This window comes from Paucibacter sp. B2R-40 (assembly GCF_025717555.1).
Lineage (GTDB): Bacteria > Pseudomonadota > Gammaproteobacteria > Burkholderiales > Burkholderiaceae_C > Paucibacter_A.
Genome location: NZ_JAJIRP010000010.1, coordinates 51,307 through 64,684, shown reverse-complemented (window position 1 = coordinate 64,684; position 13,378 = coordinate 51,307). Strand labels below are relative to the sequence as shown.

Here is a 13,378-nt window from a genome sequence, read left to right as displayed (position 1 = left end):
ATTTAATCAAACGATTGATTAAATTGGACTAGCATGGCGCCATGCCGAAGCCTGTCCATCCTCCAGCCCGCCAAGTCCGCCAAAGCCTTCCAACTCCTCCAGCGGTTGCAGCCGCCGCAGTTCCTCAGCACGAAGATTCAAGTGACCGCCGCTCGCGCCTCTTGCGCGAGGCGCGGCGAATTTTTGCCGCCAAGGGCTTTGACAAGGCCAGCACGCGCGAGATCGCCACTGCCGCGCAGGCCAATATTGGCCTGATCGCCTATTACTTCGCTGACAAACAGGGCCTCTACCGTGAGGTCTTGCTGCAGCCGATTGCCAATGTGATGACTGGCATGCCGGAGGCCGATGCGGCGCAGCCGCTGCGTGAATGGCTGCGCAGTTTTTACGCTGCTTTTTTGCGTCCGCTCTATGACGCCGACTCTGGCTTGAGCGACAGCACACGTATTTTTTGCCGCGAAATGATTGCCCCCAGCCCGGTCTGGGCCGATATCTGCGCCGAGCACATTGCGCCTCAACATCACGCGCTGGTGGAAATGCTGGCGCAGCGCTGCGGCGCCGCGGCAGTCGATGCTGAGTTGCACCAACTGGGCTTCGCCCTGGTGGCGCTGGCGCATGACTACTGGCTCTCGGCCCAAGATATGGAAGGCTTGCTGCCGGGCGTGGTCTACGGCCCGGGCGCCTACGAGCGCACCTTGAACCGCCTGGTTGCTTTTGGCCAGGCCCTGATTGAAGCAGAACAGGCTCTGCGCCAGAGCCGCTGAGGATGAGCGTCATGCCCTTGATTTTGAAACGCAGGCATTGCCTGTCTCTATTGACGCCGCTGGTCGCTGCGGGCCTGGCCGGTTGCGCCGCGACCGCGCTGCCGCCAGATACGCTCAAACAAGCCGAGCAAACGCCGCCGGCCTGGGTCGCGCCGCTGCCGCATGGCGGGCAGGCGCTGGCGCTGCAGGACTGGTGGGGCCAATTTGACGATCCGATACTGGCTCAGCTGATCGCCCAAACGCAGGCGGCTAACCCCAGCCTGCAACAGGCAGTGGCGCGCATCAAACAGGCCCGCGCGCTGGCCGAGCAGGCCGGCAGCGCTCAATGGCCGGGCGTCAATCTGAATGCGAGCGCGCAGCGTCAGCGCCTGCCGCTCGCACCCGGTGTGCCGACCCAAACGCTGAGCAATCTGAGCCTGGACGCGGCCTGGGAGATCGATCTGTTTGCGCGGGTGCGCCAGCAGCGCGAGGCGGCCGAGGCGCGCGCCCAGGCCAGCGAGCTGGATTGGCATGCCGCAAAGGTCAGCCTGGCGGCCGAGGTGGCACAGACTTATGTCAGCCTGCGCGCCTGCGAACGTTTGACCCAAATCAGTGTCGCCGATGTCGAGGCCATGACGCGACTGAGCCAATGGTCCAGCGACAAACTCAAGGTGGGCTTTGAGTCCACGGCCAACGATGCCTTGCTGCAAGCCGCCGCGGCCGACAGTCAGAACCGCTGGTTGAATCAGCGCGCCGAATGTGACTTGCTGGTCAAGGCCTTGGTCAGCCTGAGCGGGCAGTTTGAGCCCGAGCTGCGCGCACAGCTGGCGCCGGCGTTCGCAAAGCTGCCCAGCAGCCCGGGCTTGCAAGTCGCGCAATTGCCGGCCGCCACGCTGGCGCAGCGCCCAGATTTGGCGGCGCTGCAGCGTCAAGTGATCGCGGCCTGGTCGGAACGCGGTGCCGCTGAAGCCGCGCGTTACCCGCAGCTGCAGCTGGGGGGCTCGATCTCGCTCTCGGCCTTGCAAGTCAGCGGCGGCGGCAAGGTTGATGGCAATGGCTGGAGCTTTGGGCCCTCGCTGAGCCTGCCGATTTTTGATGCCGGCTCGCGCCGTGCCAACGCCGATGCGGCGCAAGCGCGCTTTGAGGAAAGCCTGGCCGGCTACCGCGCTGCGGTGCTGCTGGCGGTGCGCGAGGTCGAGGAGGCCTTGGTGCGGCTCGATTCGGCCCAGCAACGCGAGCGTTATGCGCAAAGCAGCGCCGATGGCTATCAACGTTCGGCCGTGGCCACTGCCGGCAGCTGGCGCGCCGGCTTGGCCAGCGCGGCCGACTTGGAGCAGGCGCGCCGCCTGACCTTGAACGCGCAGTCGGCCTTGGTGCAAGTTCAAGCGGCCCGCTTGGCGGCCTGGTTCTCACTCTACAAAGCTTCGGGCGGCGCTTGGGCCGCCGAAGCTTCCCCTCAAAGCCCAGTCGGCAAAGCCCTATGAATCACGCCAATCACATGAACAAGTTTCAACTTTGCCTGCTGTCCTTGCTGGTCGGCGCGGCGCTGCAAAGCCCCGTGCTGGCCGCCGACCAGGCGCCCGCGGCCAAGGCGCGCCCGGCGCTGACCGTCGCTTTGCTCAGCGCCGAGAAAAGCGATTGGGCGCAGACCTTGAGCGCCAATGGCAGCGTGGCGGCTTGGCAAGAGGTGTTGATTGGCAGCGAACTCGGCGGCCTGCGCCTGGCCGAGGTGGCGGTCAATGTCGGTGACGCGGTCAAGCGCGGCCAGCTCTTGGCGCAGTTGTCGGCCGACACGGTGCAGGCCGAGCTGGCGCAAGCGCGCGCCGCGGCCAGCGAAGCTCGCGCCAATCTGAGTGCGGCCAAGCTCGACGCCGACCGCGCGCGTGAACTCAAGAGCAGCGGCAGCGATGCCTTGAGCGGCCAGCAATTGCAGCAATACCTGACCCTCGAGTTGACCGCCGCCGCCCGCCATGAAGCGGCCGTGGCGCGTGTCAAGAGCGATGAGCTGCGGCTGGCTCAAACCCGCATCACGGCGCCCGACGACGGCCTGATCTCGGCACGTATCGCGGCCGTGGGCGGCGTTGTGCAGCCGGGCCAGGAGCTGTTCCGTTTGATCCGCAAGAACCGGCTGGAATGGCGCGCCGAGGTGCCGGCTACCGAGCTGCTGCAGCTCAAGCCCGGTATGGCGGTGACGGTGATCGGGCTGGACCATCAAGCGATCACCGGCCGCCTGCGCATCACGTCGCCCAGCGTTGACGCGCAAACCCGCATGGGCCTGGCCTATGTGGACTTGCCCGCGGGCGCCGCGCTGCGAGCCGGCAGCTTCGCACGCGGCGAGTTCAAACTGGGCGCTAGCAGCGCCCTCAGCCTGCCGCAAACGGCGCTGCAGCTGCGCGATGGCTTTGCCTATGTGTTCCAGGTCGGCGCTGATGGGCGCGTGCAGCAGCGCAAGGTCACGCTTGGACGGCGCAGCGGGGAGCGCGTCGAGCTGACCGGTGGGCTCGATGCCGGCGCGCGCGTGGTCGCCAGCGGCGTGGGCTTCCTGAGCGATGGTGATCTGGTGCGGGTGGTGGACGCTGCCCCCGCAGCCAAGCCCGCCAAACCAGCCGCATCAGCCAAATAAGCGGAGCCCACGATGCTGAACGTTTCCTCCGCCTCGATCCGCAACCCGATCCCGGCCATTTTGCTGTTCATCATGCTGACACTCGGAGGTCTGCTGGGTTTCAAGGCGATGAAGATTCAGAACTTCCCGGACATCGACCTGCCTACGGTGACCGTCACGGCGGCGCTGCCGGGCGCGTCGCCGGCGCAGCTGGAGTCGCAAGTCGCCCGCAAGCTGGAGAACCAGTTCGCTACGCTGCAAGACGTCAAACATATCTACACCACGGTGCAAGACGGCGTGGCCATCGTGACGGTGGAATTCCGCCTGGAAAAGGGCACGCAGCAAGCGGTGGACGATGTGCGCGACGCGGTCTCGCGCGTGCGCTCTGACCTGCCGGCCGATCTGCGCGACCCGGTGATCTCCAAGATGGAGTTGTCGGGCATGCCCATCCTGACCTATTCGGTGGCGTCACCCAGAATGGATGAGGAGGCGCTGTCCTGGTTTGTAGACAACCAGGTCGCCAAGCGCATCTTGGCGGTGCGCGGGGTCGGCGCGGTGTCGCGCGTGGGCGGTGCCAGCCGCGAGGTGCGGGTCGAGCTGGATCCGGCCAAGTTGCTGGCGCTCAACGCGACGGCCGCCGATGTGTCGCGCCAGTTGCGCCAGATTCAGCAAGAGGCCTCGGGCGGGCGCGCCGATATCGGCGGCGCCGAGCAATCGGTGCGCACGCTGGCGACGGTGCAGACCGCGCAGGAGCTGGCGGCCATGGACATTGCGCTGTCGGACGGCCGCCGTATCCGCCTGGATCAGGTGGCGCAGGTCAGCGACACGGTGGCCGAGCAGCGGTCCAGCGCGCTCTTGAACGGCAAGCCGGTGGTCGGCTTCGAGATCACCCGCACACGTGGCGCCGGGGAGGTGGAAGTGGCCGCCGGCGTCAAGCTCGCCATCGAGGAGTTGCGCAGCGCGCACCCGGAGATCGAGTTTGCCGAAGCCTATAACTTTGTCGATCCGGTGCGGGAAAACTTCGACGGCTCGATGACGCTGCTCTACGAGGGCGCTTTGCTGGCCATCATCGTGGTGTGGTTCTTTTTGCGTGATTGGCGCGCCACGTTGGTGGCGGCCACCGCCTTGCCACTGTCAGTGATCCCGGCCTTTGGCCTGATGTATCTGCTCGGTTTCACCGTCAACACGGTGACGCTGCTGTCCCTGTCCCTGGTGGTCGGCATCTTGGTTGACGACGCCATCGTCGAGATCGAAAACATCATGCGCCATCTGGCCATGGGCAAGACCCCTTACCAAGCGGCGATGGAGGCGGCCGACGAGATCGGCATGGCCGTCATCGCCACCACCTTTACCTTGATCGCGGTGTTTTTGCCGACCGCCTTCATGGGCGGTATTCCCGGCAAGTTCTTTGTGCAGTTCGGTTGGACGGCGGCGATCGCGGTGTTCGTCTCGCTGGTGGTGGCGCGCATGTTGACGCCGATGATGGCGGCCTACATTCTGAAGGCGCCCAAGCAGGACCACACCGAGCCGCGCTGGCTGACCGTCTATACCGGCTGGGCCAAATGGTGCTTGCAACATCGGCTGATCACGCTCGGCGCCGCCTTGGCCTTCACGATAGGCTCACTCGCCTTGGTGCCCTTGCTGCCGACCGGCTTCATACCGCCGGACGATTTGAACCAGACCCAAGTCACCATCACCTTGCCACCCGGCAGCACCTTCAAGCAGACCGAGGCGCTGGCCGAACAGGCGCGCTTGATCGTTGCCGCTAACCCGCATGTCAAGCTGATTTACACGGCCATTGGCGGCGGCAATGCCGGCGGCGACCCGTTTGCGATGAGCGGAGCGCCCGAGGTGCGCAAGGCGACCCTGACCCTGAATATGACGCCGCGCGGCGAGCGCAAGGGTTTGAGCAAACAGGCGTTGGAAGGGCAATTGCGAGATGCGCTGGACGTCTTGCCTGGCGCGCGCGTCAAGGTCGGTTTTGGCGGCAGCAGCGAAAAATATGTGATCGTGCTGGCCGGCGAAGACGGCCGTGCGCTGGCCGAGCATGCCCAGCTGGTGGAGCGCGAGCTGCGCGGCATTCCCGGCATCGGCGCGGTCACTTCGACCTCCAGCCTGGTGCGCCCGGAGCTGATTGTGCGGCCCGACTTCGCGCGCGCTGCCGATCTGGGCGTCAGCGCGGCGGCGATTGCCGACACCTTGCGCATCGCCACCGCCGGTGACTATGACCAAGGCCTGGCCAAGCTCAATCTCGCCCAGCGCCAGGTGCCTATCGTCGTCAAGCTGCGCGCCGATGCGCGGGCTGACTTGGCCCTGCTGGCCAGCCTGCCGGTGCCGGGCAGCAAAGGGCCAACGGCGCTCTCCAACGTGGCCACGCTGGAGATTGCCAGCGGACCCGCGCAAATCGATCGTTATGACCGGCTGCGCAATATCAACTTCGAGATCGAGTTGAACGGCCAGCCGCTGGGGCTGGTGGAAAAGACCGCCCTGGGCTTGCCGACCTTGAAGAATCTGCCGCCCGGCATCATTCAAACCACGGTTGGAGACGCCGAGGCCATGGGGGAGTTGTTCGCCAGCTTTGGCCTGGCGATGCTGACCGGGGTGATGTGTATCTACATCGTGCTGGTGCTCTTGTTCAAGGACTTTATCCAGCCGGTGACGATTCTGGCCGCGCTGGTCTTGTCGATTCCCGGTGCTTTTTTGGCGCTTTTCATCACCGGTACGGCGCTGTCCATGCCCTCGATGATCGGCCTGATCATGCTGATGGGCATCGCCACCAAGAACTCGATTTTGCTGGTGGACTATGTGGTGATCGCGCGCCGCGACCATGGCTTGGCGCGTATGGCGGCCATTCTTGATGCCTGCCATAAGCGCGCCCGGCCGATTGTGATGACGACGATCGCGATGGGCGCGGGCATGTTCCCGATTGCGATGGGCTGGGGGGTGGACCCGAGCTTTCGCGCGCCGATGGCCATCGTCGTGATCGGCGGCTTGATCACCTCTACGTTCCTTAGCTTGCTGGTGATTCCGGTGGTGTTCAGCTATGTGGACGACGGCATTCAGCGTGTTGCACGTTTGTTCAAACGCCGGGCGGCGCTGCCCAGCGAAGCCCTTGAGTCTTGAAATTCGGAGTTACGCAGCCATGATGAACAAGATGAATAAACCGCATCGGACGATTGGAGTGCGTGGCGCTCTGGCTTTGAGCTTGCTCTTGGTTCTGGGTGCTTGCCGCTCGCCTGAGGCCGGGGCCTTGAGTGGCGATCCCTTGCCGCTACTGGACGCGCCGCCAGCCTCCGATGTGGCTTTGGGCTACAGCATCGAGGATTTGGACTGGCAAGACGGCGCCCGCCAGCGCGCGGTACCCGCGCGCTTGTACTGGCCGAGCAAGGCTGTGTCTCATGGGGCGACGGTGCCGCTGATTGTGTTTTCCCACGGCATCGGCGGCTCACGGCGCGGCTATAGCTATCTGGGCGCCTATTGGGCAGCCCAAGGCTATGCGACGCTGCATGTGCAGCATGTGGGCAGCGACCGGGCTTTGTGGCTGGGCAATCCTTTTGGCCTGGTTGGGCGCCTGCAAGATGCGGCCAAGGAGAGTGAGGCCTTGAGCCGGGTTGCCGATGTACGCTTTGCACTGGACCAATTGCTGCTTGGGCCGCGCGGTAGCCAGATTGACCCGGCCCGCGTGATTGCGGCCGGCCATTCTTACGGCGCCAATACGGTGATGCTCTTGTCGGGCGCGCAGGTGGTGCGCCGTGGCGCTGTGATGGACCAGCTGCACGACCCGCGCTTCAAGGCGGCCATCATCATCTCGGCGCCGCCGTTTTATGGCGAGACCGAGCGCACGGCTGAAATCCTCAAACCCATCACGATCCCGACACTGCACATTACCGCCACCGAGGACGTCATCGTTATCCCCGACTACCATTCCGATGCACGCGACCGCATCGGCGTCTTCAATGCCACCGGCAGTGCGGTCAAGTCCTTGGTGGTGTTCGAGGGCGGCTCGCACAGCATGTTCACCGACCGCGCCGGCACCGGCGGCGTGACGCTGAACCCGCTCGTCAAGACCGCCACCAAGGAAGTTGCCTTGGCTTTCTTAAGCCAGGTCTTCGAGGGTCAAAGCGAGCCGCTGCAGCAATGGAGCGATCGCCACAAGGCGATCGTCAATCACGCCAAGCTCGACCTCGCTTATCAGCCATCCAGCGTCGTGCGACCGGCGGGCTCGCAGGTGTCCACCGGCTTGGGGATGCTGCCTTCCAGATCCGAGATCCAGCAGGCGTCCAGCACCGAGCAGTAGCAGGCCTCGACGGTGACCTTGCCGCGGCCTTGGCGGTCAAATTGACGCCATAGCTGCAAGGCCTCGGTGTCTTTGGCGGCTGGTTGAACCCAGGAAAACAGCTTGATGCTGCTGCCGGGTGAGATCAAGCGCGGCGCAATCGTCGAGGTCATGATTTCGAGCGAAAATTTGGCCAGCTCAGGGCTTGATTCGCGAACCTGCGTGCGCAGGCTCTTGACTAATTTGCCATCCGACTTCATCTCGAACCAGACGATGCGAGCCGGGCCATTGCCGTCATTGGTGACCGAGAAACTCAGCGCAGGCTGGCCGCCGTCGAAATTGCTGCTCATGAATTGCAGCAGCGGCGTGGAGCTGGCCAGCACCAGGCGAGAGTTCTCTTTCACCAAGGCTTGCATTGCCGCGCTGGTGCGCATCGAGCTGTAGACCGCGCTCCCAGTGCTCAGCACCATGCTGGCAGCGACGGCAATATGGAACCATTTCGGCGCGGGTTCGGCTTCGGGCTTGATGAGTTTGGTGGCTTCGATCATGGCTTGGGTTGGTGGCTGTCTTTATTGCGCGGCCGACTATAGCGCTCGCTCAAGCGTTCAGCCCGATAAAGCAGAATCTGCCCAAGACTGAAGTTGCCCCGTCGCGGCAAGCAGGGGGTGTAGGAGAGGAGCCGGTATCGGCAAGCCGCCGTTGACCCCTCGCTCACGCTGACATACATTACTGACCAGTTGGTCATTAGTGCATTCCTTTTTTGAGTACAAGCCCCCGTCAACGTCGCAAAGAAGCTCGCCCGCAGGAGTTGCTGGCGGCGGCGTTGACGCTGTTTGTTGAGAAAGGCTTTGCGGCGACCCGCACGGAGGAGGTGGCAGCGCTGGCCGGTGTGTCCAAGGGCACGCTCTACCTGTACTACCCGAGCAAGGACGAATTGTTCAAGGCGGTGGTGCGAGAGAACTTGTCTTCGCGCATCGCCGAGGCGGCCGTCTTGGCGGCTCAGCATCAAGGCTCGGTGGCTGATTTGCTCTGCCATGTGATGGGTGAATGGTGGCGGCAGGTGGGCCTGGGCTCGGCCGGCGGCATCAGCAAGATCATGATGGCCGAGGCGCGCAACTTCCCCGAATTGGCACGCTTTTATGTCGACGAGGTGGTGCTGCCGACGCACCAACTGCTGGGCAGCTTGATCACCCGCGGCATCCAGAGCGGCGAATTTCGCCCGGTGCCGGTGGCCGATACCGTGCATGTCCTGGTCGGGCCGATGTTGCACATGATTCTTTACCAACACTCGCTCGGTGCCTGCAAGCTGCACGGCCCCACAATCGACCCGCCCGCCGTTTTGGCGGTGCAAATGGACTTGATGTTGCGTGGCCTTTTGAGCCCGTCTTCGAAAGCAAAAGATCAATGAGAACTTGGGTGAAGATTTCTTTGGTGGCGGCGGCCGTGGCAGTGCTGGCTGCTGTTGGCCTGCGGCAGATGAAGGCGATGAAAGCCGGCAAAGAGGCGCAGGTCCAAGCTCAAACCAAGCCGCCCATGGGCTTGGCGCTGGCCGATATTGACGTCGTGGAACTCAGGCGCGAGCGCTTCTCGGCCAAACTTGATATCTCCGGCAGCCTGCGGGCCTTCGAGACTGCGGTGGTCAAGGCCAAGGTGGCGGCCGAACTGGCCAGCTTGACGGTGCGTGAAGGCGATGGCGTGCGCGCCGGCCAGGTGCTGGGGCAACTCGATCCGCTTGAATTGGACTTGCGTTTGCGCCAGGCCGAGCAAAACGCGCAGGCCGCCAAGGCCCAACTGGATATTGCCAGGCGCACGCTGGAGAACAACCGCGCCTTGGTCGGGCAGGGTTTCATTTCCAGCACCGCTTTGGACAACGCGGTGGCGGGCATGGCCGGCAGCGAGGCGACCTATCAGGCCGCCCGTTCTGCCGTCGATTTGGCCCGCAAGTCCCGCGCCGACGCGACACTGATTGCGCCCATCAATGGCCAGGTTTCGCAGCGCTTGGCCCAGCCGGGCGAGCGGCTTGCTGTCGACGGCCGGGTGCTGGAAATCGTCAATCTGAGTCAGCTGGAGTTGGAGGCGGCGATTCCGCCCGAGATGGCCACCGACTTGAAAATCGGCGCCAAGGCGCTGCTGCAGGTGGACGGTATGGCGGCTGAAGTGCCTGCCACGGTGGTGCGCATCAACCCGGCCGCACAAGCCGGCTCGCGAGCAGTGCTCGTCTATCTGAAGGTGGCCGGTCAAGCGGGTTTGCGCCACGGCATGTTTGCGCGCGGCAGGCTCTTGCTGGACGAGTATGAGGGCTTGGTGGCGCCTGCATCGACGGTGCGTTTCGACAAGGCCCGGCCCTATGTGATGCAGATCGTGGATGGCAAAGCGCGCGCGCGTGAGGTGGAACTGGGTCGCAGCGGCGAGCTGCGCGGCCAGCCCGCGCTGGCCTTGCGCAGCGGTGTGCCCGAGGGGGCGCTGCTCTTGACCGGCACGGCAGGGCAGGTGGCCGATGGGACGCAGTTGACTTTGCCGCCTCGGCTTCGGGCCAGTAACCGAGCGACGGCGGCTTCGGCGTCTGCGACGACTTCGGCGCCTTGAGCAGGAAGGCTCACCATGTGGTTCACCCGCGTTTCGATCAACAACCCCGTGATGGCCGTGATGGTCATGCTGGCCTTGGTGGTCCTGGGCCTGTTCAGTTATCAACGTCTGTCGGTTGATCAGTTCCCGAATATTGATTTCCCCACGGTGGTGGTGCAGATGGACTATCCCGGCGCCTCGCCGGAGATTGTCGAGAGCGAGGTCACCAAGAAGGTCGAGTCGGCGGTCAATACGGTGGCCGGCATCAGCGCCTTGACCTCGCGTTCTTACGAGGGCGTCTCGGTCGTCATCATCGAGTTCAACCTCGATGTCGATGGCCGCAAGGCCGCCGAGGATGTGCGCGAAAAAGTCGCCTTGATGCGCCCGCTGTTGCGCGATGAGGTGAAGGAGCCGCGCATCTCGCGCTTTGATCCGCAAAGCACGCCGATCTTCAGCGTGGCGGTCTTGGCCGACGATAAAAAGCGTGAAACCCAGGAGCTGACCACCTGGGCGACCCAGGTGCTGCAAAAGCGGCTTGAGAACGTACGCGGGGTTGGCTCGGTGTCCGTCGTCGGCGGCCTGCAGCGTCAGATCCAGTTGCAGCTGCGACCCTCGGACATGGAGGCCCTGGGCGTTGGCGTCGATCAGGTGCTGGCCGCCGTCAAGAGCGAAAACCAGGAATTGCCGCTGGGCACGATCCGCTCGAATGAGCAGGAACGGGTGGTGCAGATCAATGCGCGGCTGAAGGTGCCGGCCGACTTCCGCGACATCGTGGTGGCGCGCAAAGGCAATGTGTCGATCAAGCTCTGGAAGGTCGCCGATGTGATCGACGGGCCGCAGGAAGTGGAAAGCCTGGCGCTCTATAACGGCCAGCGCACCGTGCTGCTGAGCGTGCAAAAAAGCCAGGGTGAAAACACCATCGAAGTGGTGGACGGCTTGATGCGAGCCTTGAAGGAATCGGCCAATGTGACGCCCGAAGGCATACGCACCGAGATCAACCGCGACAACTCGCGCGCGATCCGGGTTTCGGTCGCCAATGTGCAGCGCACCTTGTTCGAAGGCGCGGCGCTGACGATTTTGATCGTCTTCCTGTTCCTCAATTCATGGCGCTCCACCGTCATCACCGGGCTGACCCTGCCGATTGCCTTGATCGGCACCTTCTTGTTCATGTATGCCTTTGGCTTCACGATCAACAACATCACCATGATGGCGCTGAGCCTGTGCGTGGGGCTCTTGATCGACGACGCCATCGTCGTGCGCGAGAACATCGTGCGGCATGTGCAGATGGGTGCGTCGCCGAAGCAGGCGGCTTTGGACGGCACAGAGGAAATCGGCCTGGCGGTGCTGGCCACCACGCTGTCCATCGTGGCGGTGTTCCTGCCGATCGGCTTTATGGGCGGCATCGTTGGCAAGTTTTTCCATGAGTTCGGCATCACCATCGTCGCGGCGGTGCTGATCTCGATGTTCGTCAGCTTCACGCTGGATCCGATGCTGTCCAGCATCTGGCATGACCCGCAGGCGCATGGCGTGCACCGGGGGCCGCCGGTGACGCTGTATGACAAGACGCTGGGCCGCCTGACCTTGCAGGTGGACCGTTTCACCGAATGGTTGTCGAGTGCCTATCAGCGGATATTGGGCTGGTCGCTGCGCCACAAGGGCGCCACTTTAGGGATCGCCTTCGGCAGCTTTTTGTTCAGCTTTGTGCTGCTCGGCGGGGTTGGCAAAGAGTTTGTGCCCAAAGCCGATCTGTCCGAGACGCAGATCAATTTCTACACGCCGGTGGGCTCCGCCTTGGAGGTGACCGAGGCGCGGGCGCGCCAAATCGATGCATTGCTGCGCGAGTTGCCCGAGGTGCGCTACACCGTGACGACGATCAACAGCGGCTTCGCGGCCGGCAAGATTTACGGTGCGATTTATGTGCGCCTGGCCAACCGGGCCGAGCGCAGCCCCAGTGTGGCCGATCTGGCCCAGCCCATGCGGGACAAGCTGGCTGCCGTGCCGGCAATCACCATCACCAATATCGGCCCGACCGATTTGGGCGGCGGCAAAAGCCTGCAGTTTTCGATTCAGGGCACCGACCTGGGCGAGTTGGAGCGGCTGTCCAAGCAGATCCAGGCCGAGATCATCCAGATCCCCGGCCTGGTGGATTTGGACAGTTCCTTGAAAGCGAATCGCCCCTTGATTTCAATCGAAGTCAAACGCGACGCCGCCGCCGACGCGGGGCTCAATGTCAACGCCTTGGCCGGTTCGCTGCGTACTCTATTGGCCGGCACCACGGTCGGCAATTGGCGTGCGCTTGACGGCGAAAACTACGATGTGATCGTGCGGCTGGGCCCAGCTGGCCGCAAGGCCTTGGCCGATCTGCAGCAGCTGCCCATCAATGTGGCCACAGCGGCCGATGGCTCGGCCCGCGTGGTGCGCCTGGCGCAAGTGGCCGAGGTGAGCGAGTCGAGCGGCCCCAGCCAGATCAATCGGCGCGATATGAGCCGCGAGATCACCATCGACGCCAATGCCTTGGGCCGCAGCTCGGGCGAGGTTTCAAGTGATATCAAGGCGGTGCTCGAGCGCACCGCTTTCCCGCCCGGCTACCGCTACACCTTCGGCGGCTCGACCAAGAATATGAACGAGTCTTTCCAATACGCGGTCGGCGCGCTGGCGCTGGCAGTTGTGTTCATCTACATGATTCTGGCCAGCCAGTTCAAGAGCTTTTTGCAGCCGCTGGCTTTGATGAGCTCGCTGCCTTTGACCTTGATCGGTGTGGTGTTGGCGCTGCTGATGTTCCGCTCGACGCTGAATATGTTCAGCATCATCGGCATCGTGATGTTGATGGGGCTGGTGACCAAGAACGCGATTTTGTTGGTCGACTTTGCGATCCGCTCGCGCGCCGGCGAGCATGAGCATGGGGTCGATGTCGAACCGATGGGCCGTGAAGAGGCCTTGCTGCATGCGGCCAAGGTGCGTTTGCGGCCCATTTTGATGACGACGATGGCGATGGTCTTTGGCATGGTGCCCTTGGCGTTTGCGCTCAGCGAAGGCTCGGAGCAACGCGCGCCTATGGGGCAGGCCGTGATTGGCGGCGTGATCACCTCGTCGCTGCTGACCCTGGTGGTGGTGCCGGTGATCTATTGCTATCTGGATGACCTCGGTGCCTGGGTCAAACGCAAGTTTGCAGGCCCTAGAATCCCGGGCTGATGG

9 protein-coding genes are annotated in these 13,378 nt (G+C 63.7%); 8 read left to right on the top strand and 1 reads right to left on the bottom strand.

Translation table 11 applies throughout. The features are described 5' to 3' along the window. The first annotated feature begins 41 nt into the window (after nucleotides 1-41). The 5 genes from LNV09_RS19245 to LNV09_RS19225 are packed head-to-tail and all read left to right on the top strand — an operon-like array spanning nucleotide 42 to nucleotide 7,639. Nucleotides 42-761, top strand: a complete 720-nt coding sequence (locus tag LNV09_RS19245) for a TetR/AcrR family transcriptional regulator (RefSeq protein ID WP_263558693.1) — start codon at nucleotides 42-44, stop codon at nucleotides 759-761. A gap of 11 nt (nucleotides 762-772) precedes the next feature. Further along, nucleotides 773-2,224 carry an efflux transporter outer membrane subunit gene (locus LNV09_RS19240; RefSeq protein WP_263558692.1) on the top strand — a complete coding sequence of 484 codons (1,452 nt, stop codon included), beginning with the start codon at nucleotides 773-775 and terminating at the stop codon, nucleotides 2,222-2,224. Nucleotides 2,225-2,238: 14 nt separating this feature from the next. Further along, complete coding sequence (locus LNV09_RS19235; RefSeq protein ID WP_263558691.1) at nucleotides 2,239-3,363, top strand: efflux RND transporter periplasmic adaptor subunit; 1,125 nt, start codon at nucleotides 2,239-2,241, stop codon at nucleotides 3,361-3,363. A 12-nt stretch (nucleotides 3,364-3,375) separates the two neighbouring features. Then, nucleotides 3,376-6,465 carry an efflux RND transporter permease subunit gene (locus LNV09_RS19230; RefSeq protein WP_263558690.1) on the top strand — a complete coding sequence of 1,030 codons (3,090 nt, stop codon included), beginning with the start codon at nucleotides 3,376-3,378 and terminating at the stop codon, nucleotides 6,463-6,465. Between the two features lie 19 nt (nucleotides 6,466-6,484). Next, complete coding sequence (locus LNV09_RS19225) at nucleotides 6,485-7,639, top strand: alpha/beta hydrolase family protein (RefSeq protein ID WP_263558689.1); 1,155 nt, start codon at nucleotides 6,485-6,487, stop codon at nucleotides 7,637-7,639. On the opposite strand, the gene LNV09_RS19220 is transcribed toward LNV09_RS19225, so the two are convergent. After that, nucleotides 7,534-8,166, bottom strand: coding sequence for a hypothetical protein (locus LNV09_RS19220; RefSeq protein ID WP_263558688.1), 633 nt, complete (start codon nucleotides 8,164-8,166; stop codon nucleotides 7,534-7,536). The genes LNV09_RS19225 and LNV09_RS19220 overlap by 106 nt on opposite strands. 212 nt (nucleotides 8,167-8,378) lie before the next feature. Here LNV09_RS19220 and LNV09_RS19215 point away from each other — a divergent pair, with 212 nt between their 5' ends. Genes LNV09_RS19215 through LNV09_RS19205 form a run of 3 tightly spaced genes read left to right on the top strand, consistent with a single transcriptional unit; the run spans nucleotide 8,379 to nucleotide 13,375 of the window. Next, nucleotides 8,379-9,026 (top strand): TetR/AcrR family transcriptional regulator, encoded by a 648-nt coding sequence (locus LNV09_RS19215; RefSeq protein ID WP_263558687.1) that lies wholly within the window; start codon nucleotides 8,379-8,381, stop codon nucleotides 9,024-9,026. Nucleotides 9,027-9,034: 8 nt separating this feature from the next. Beyond that, nucleotides 9,035-10,204 (top strand): efflux RND transporter periplasmic adaptor subunit, encoded by a 1,170-nt coding sequence (locus tag LNV09_RS19210; RefSeq protein WP_263558686.1) that lies wholly within the window; start codon nucleotides 9,035-9,037, stop codon nucleotides 10,202-10,204. 15 nt (nucleotides 10,205-10,219) lie between these two features. Further along, nucleotides 10,220-13,375 (top strand): efflux RND transporter permease subunit, encoded by a 3,156-nt coding sequence (locus LNV09_RS19205; RefSeq protein WP_263558685.1) that lies wholly within the window; start codon nucleotides 10,220-10,222, stop codon nucleotides 13,373-13,375. Nucleotides 13,376-13,378: the final 3 nt, after the last annotated feature.

Coding starts and splice junctions, on each gene's coding strand:
- LNV09_RS19245 (WP_263558693.1), top strand. CDS start 42: ATGCCGAAGCCTGTCCATCCTCCAGCCCGCCAAGTCCGCCAAAGCCTT.
- LNV09_RS19240 (WP_263558692.1), top strand. CDS start 773: ATGCCCTTGATTTTGAAACGCAGGCATTGCCTGTCTCTATTGACGCCG.
- LNV09_RS19235 (WP_263558691.1), top strand. CDS start 2,239: ATGAACAAGTTTCAACTTTGCCTGCTGTCCTTGCTGGTCGGCGCGGCG.
- LNV09_RS19230 (WP_263558690.1), top strand. CDS start 3,376: ATGCTGAACGTTTCCTCCGCCTCGATCCGCAACCCGATCCCGGCCATT.
- LNV09_RS19225 (WP_263558689.1), top strand. CDS start 6,485: ATGATGAACAAGATGAATAAACCGCATCGGACGATTGGAGTGCGTGGC.
- LNV09_RS19220 (WP_263558688.1), bottom strand. CDS start 8,166: ATGATCGAAGCCACCAAACTCATCAAGCCCGAAGCCGAACCCGCGCCG.
- LNV09_RS19205 (WP_263558685.1), top strand. CDS start 10,220: ATGTGGTTCACCCGCGTTTCGATCAACAACCCCGTGATGGCCGTGATG.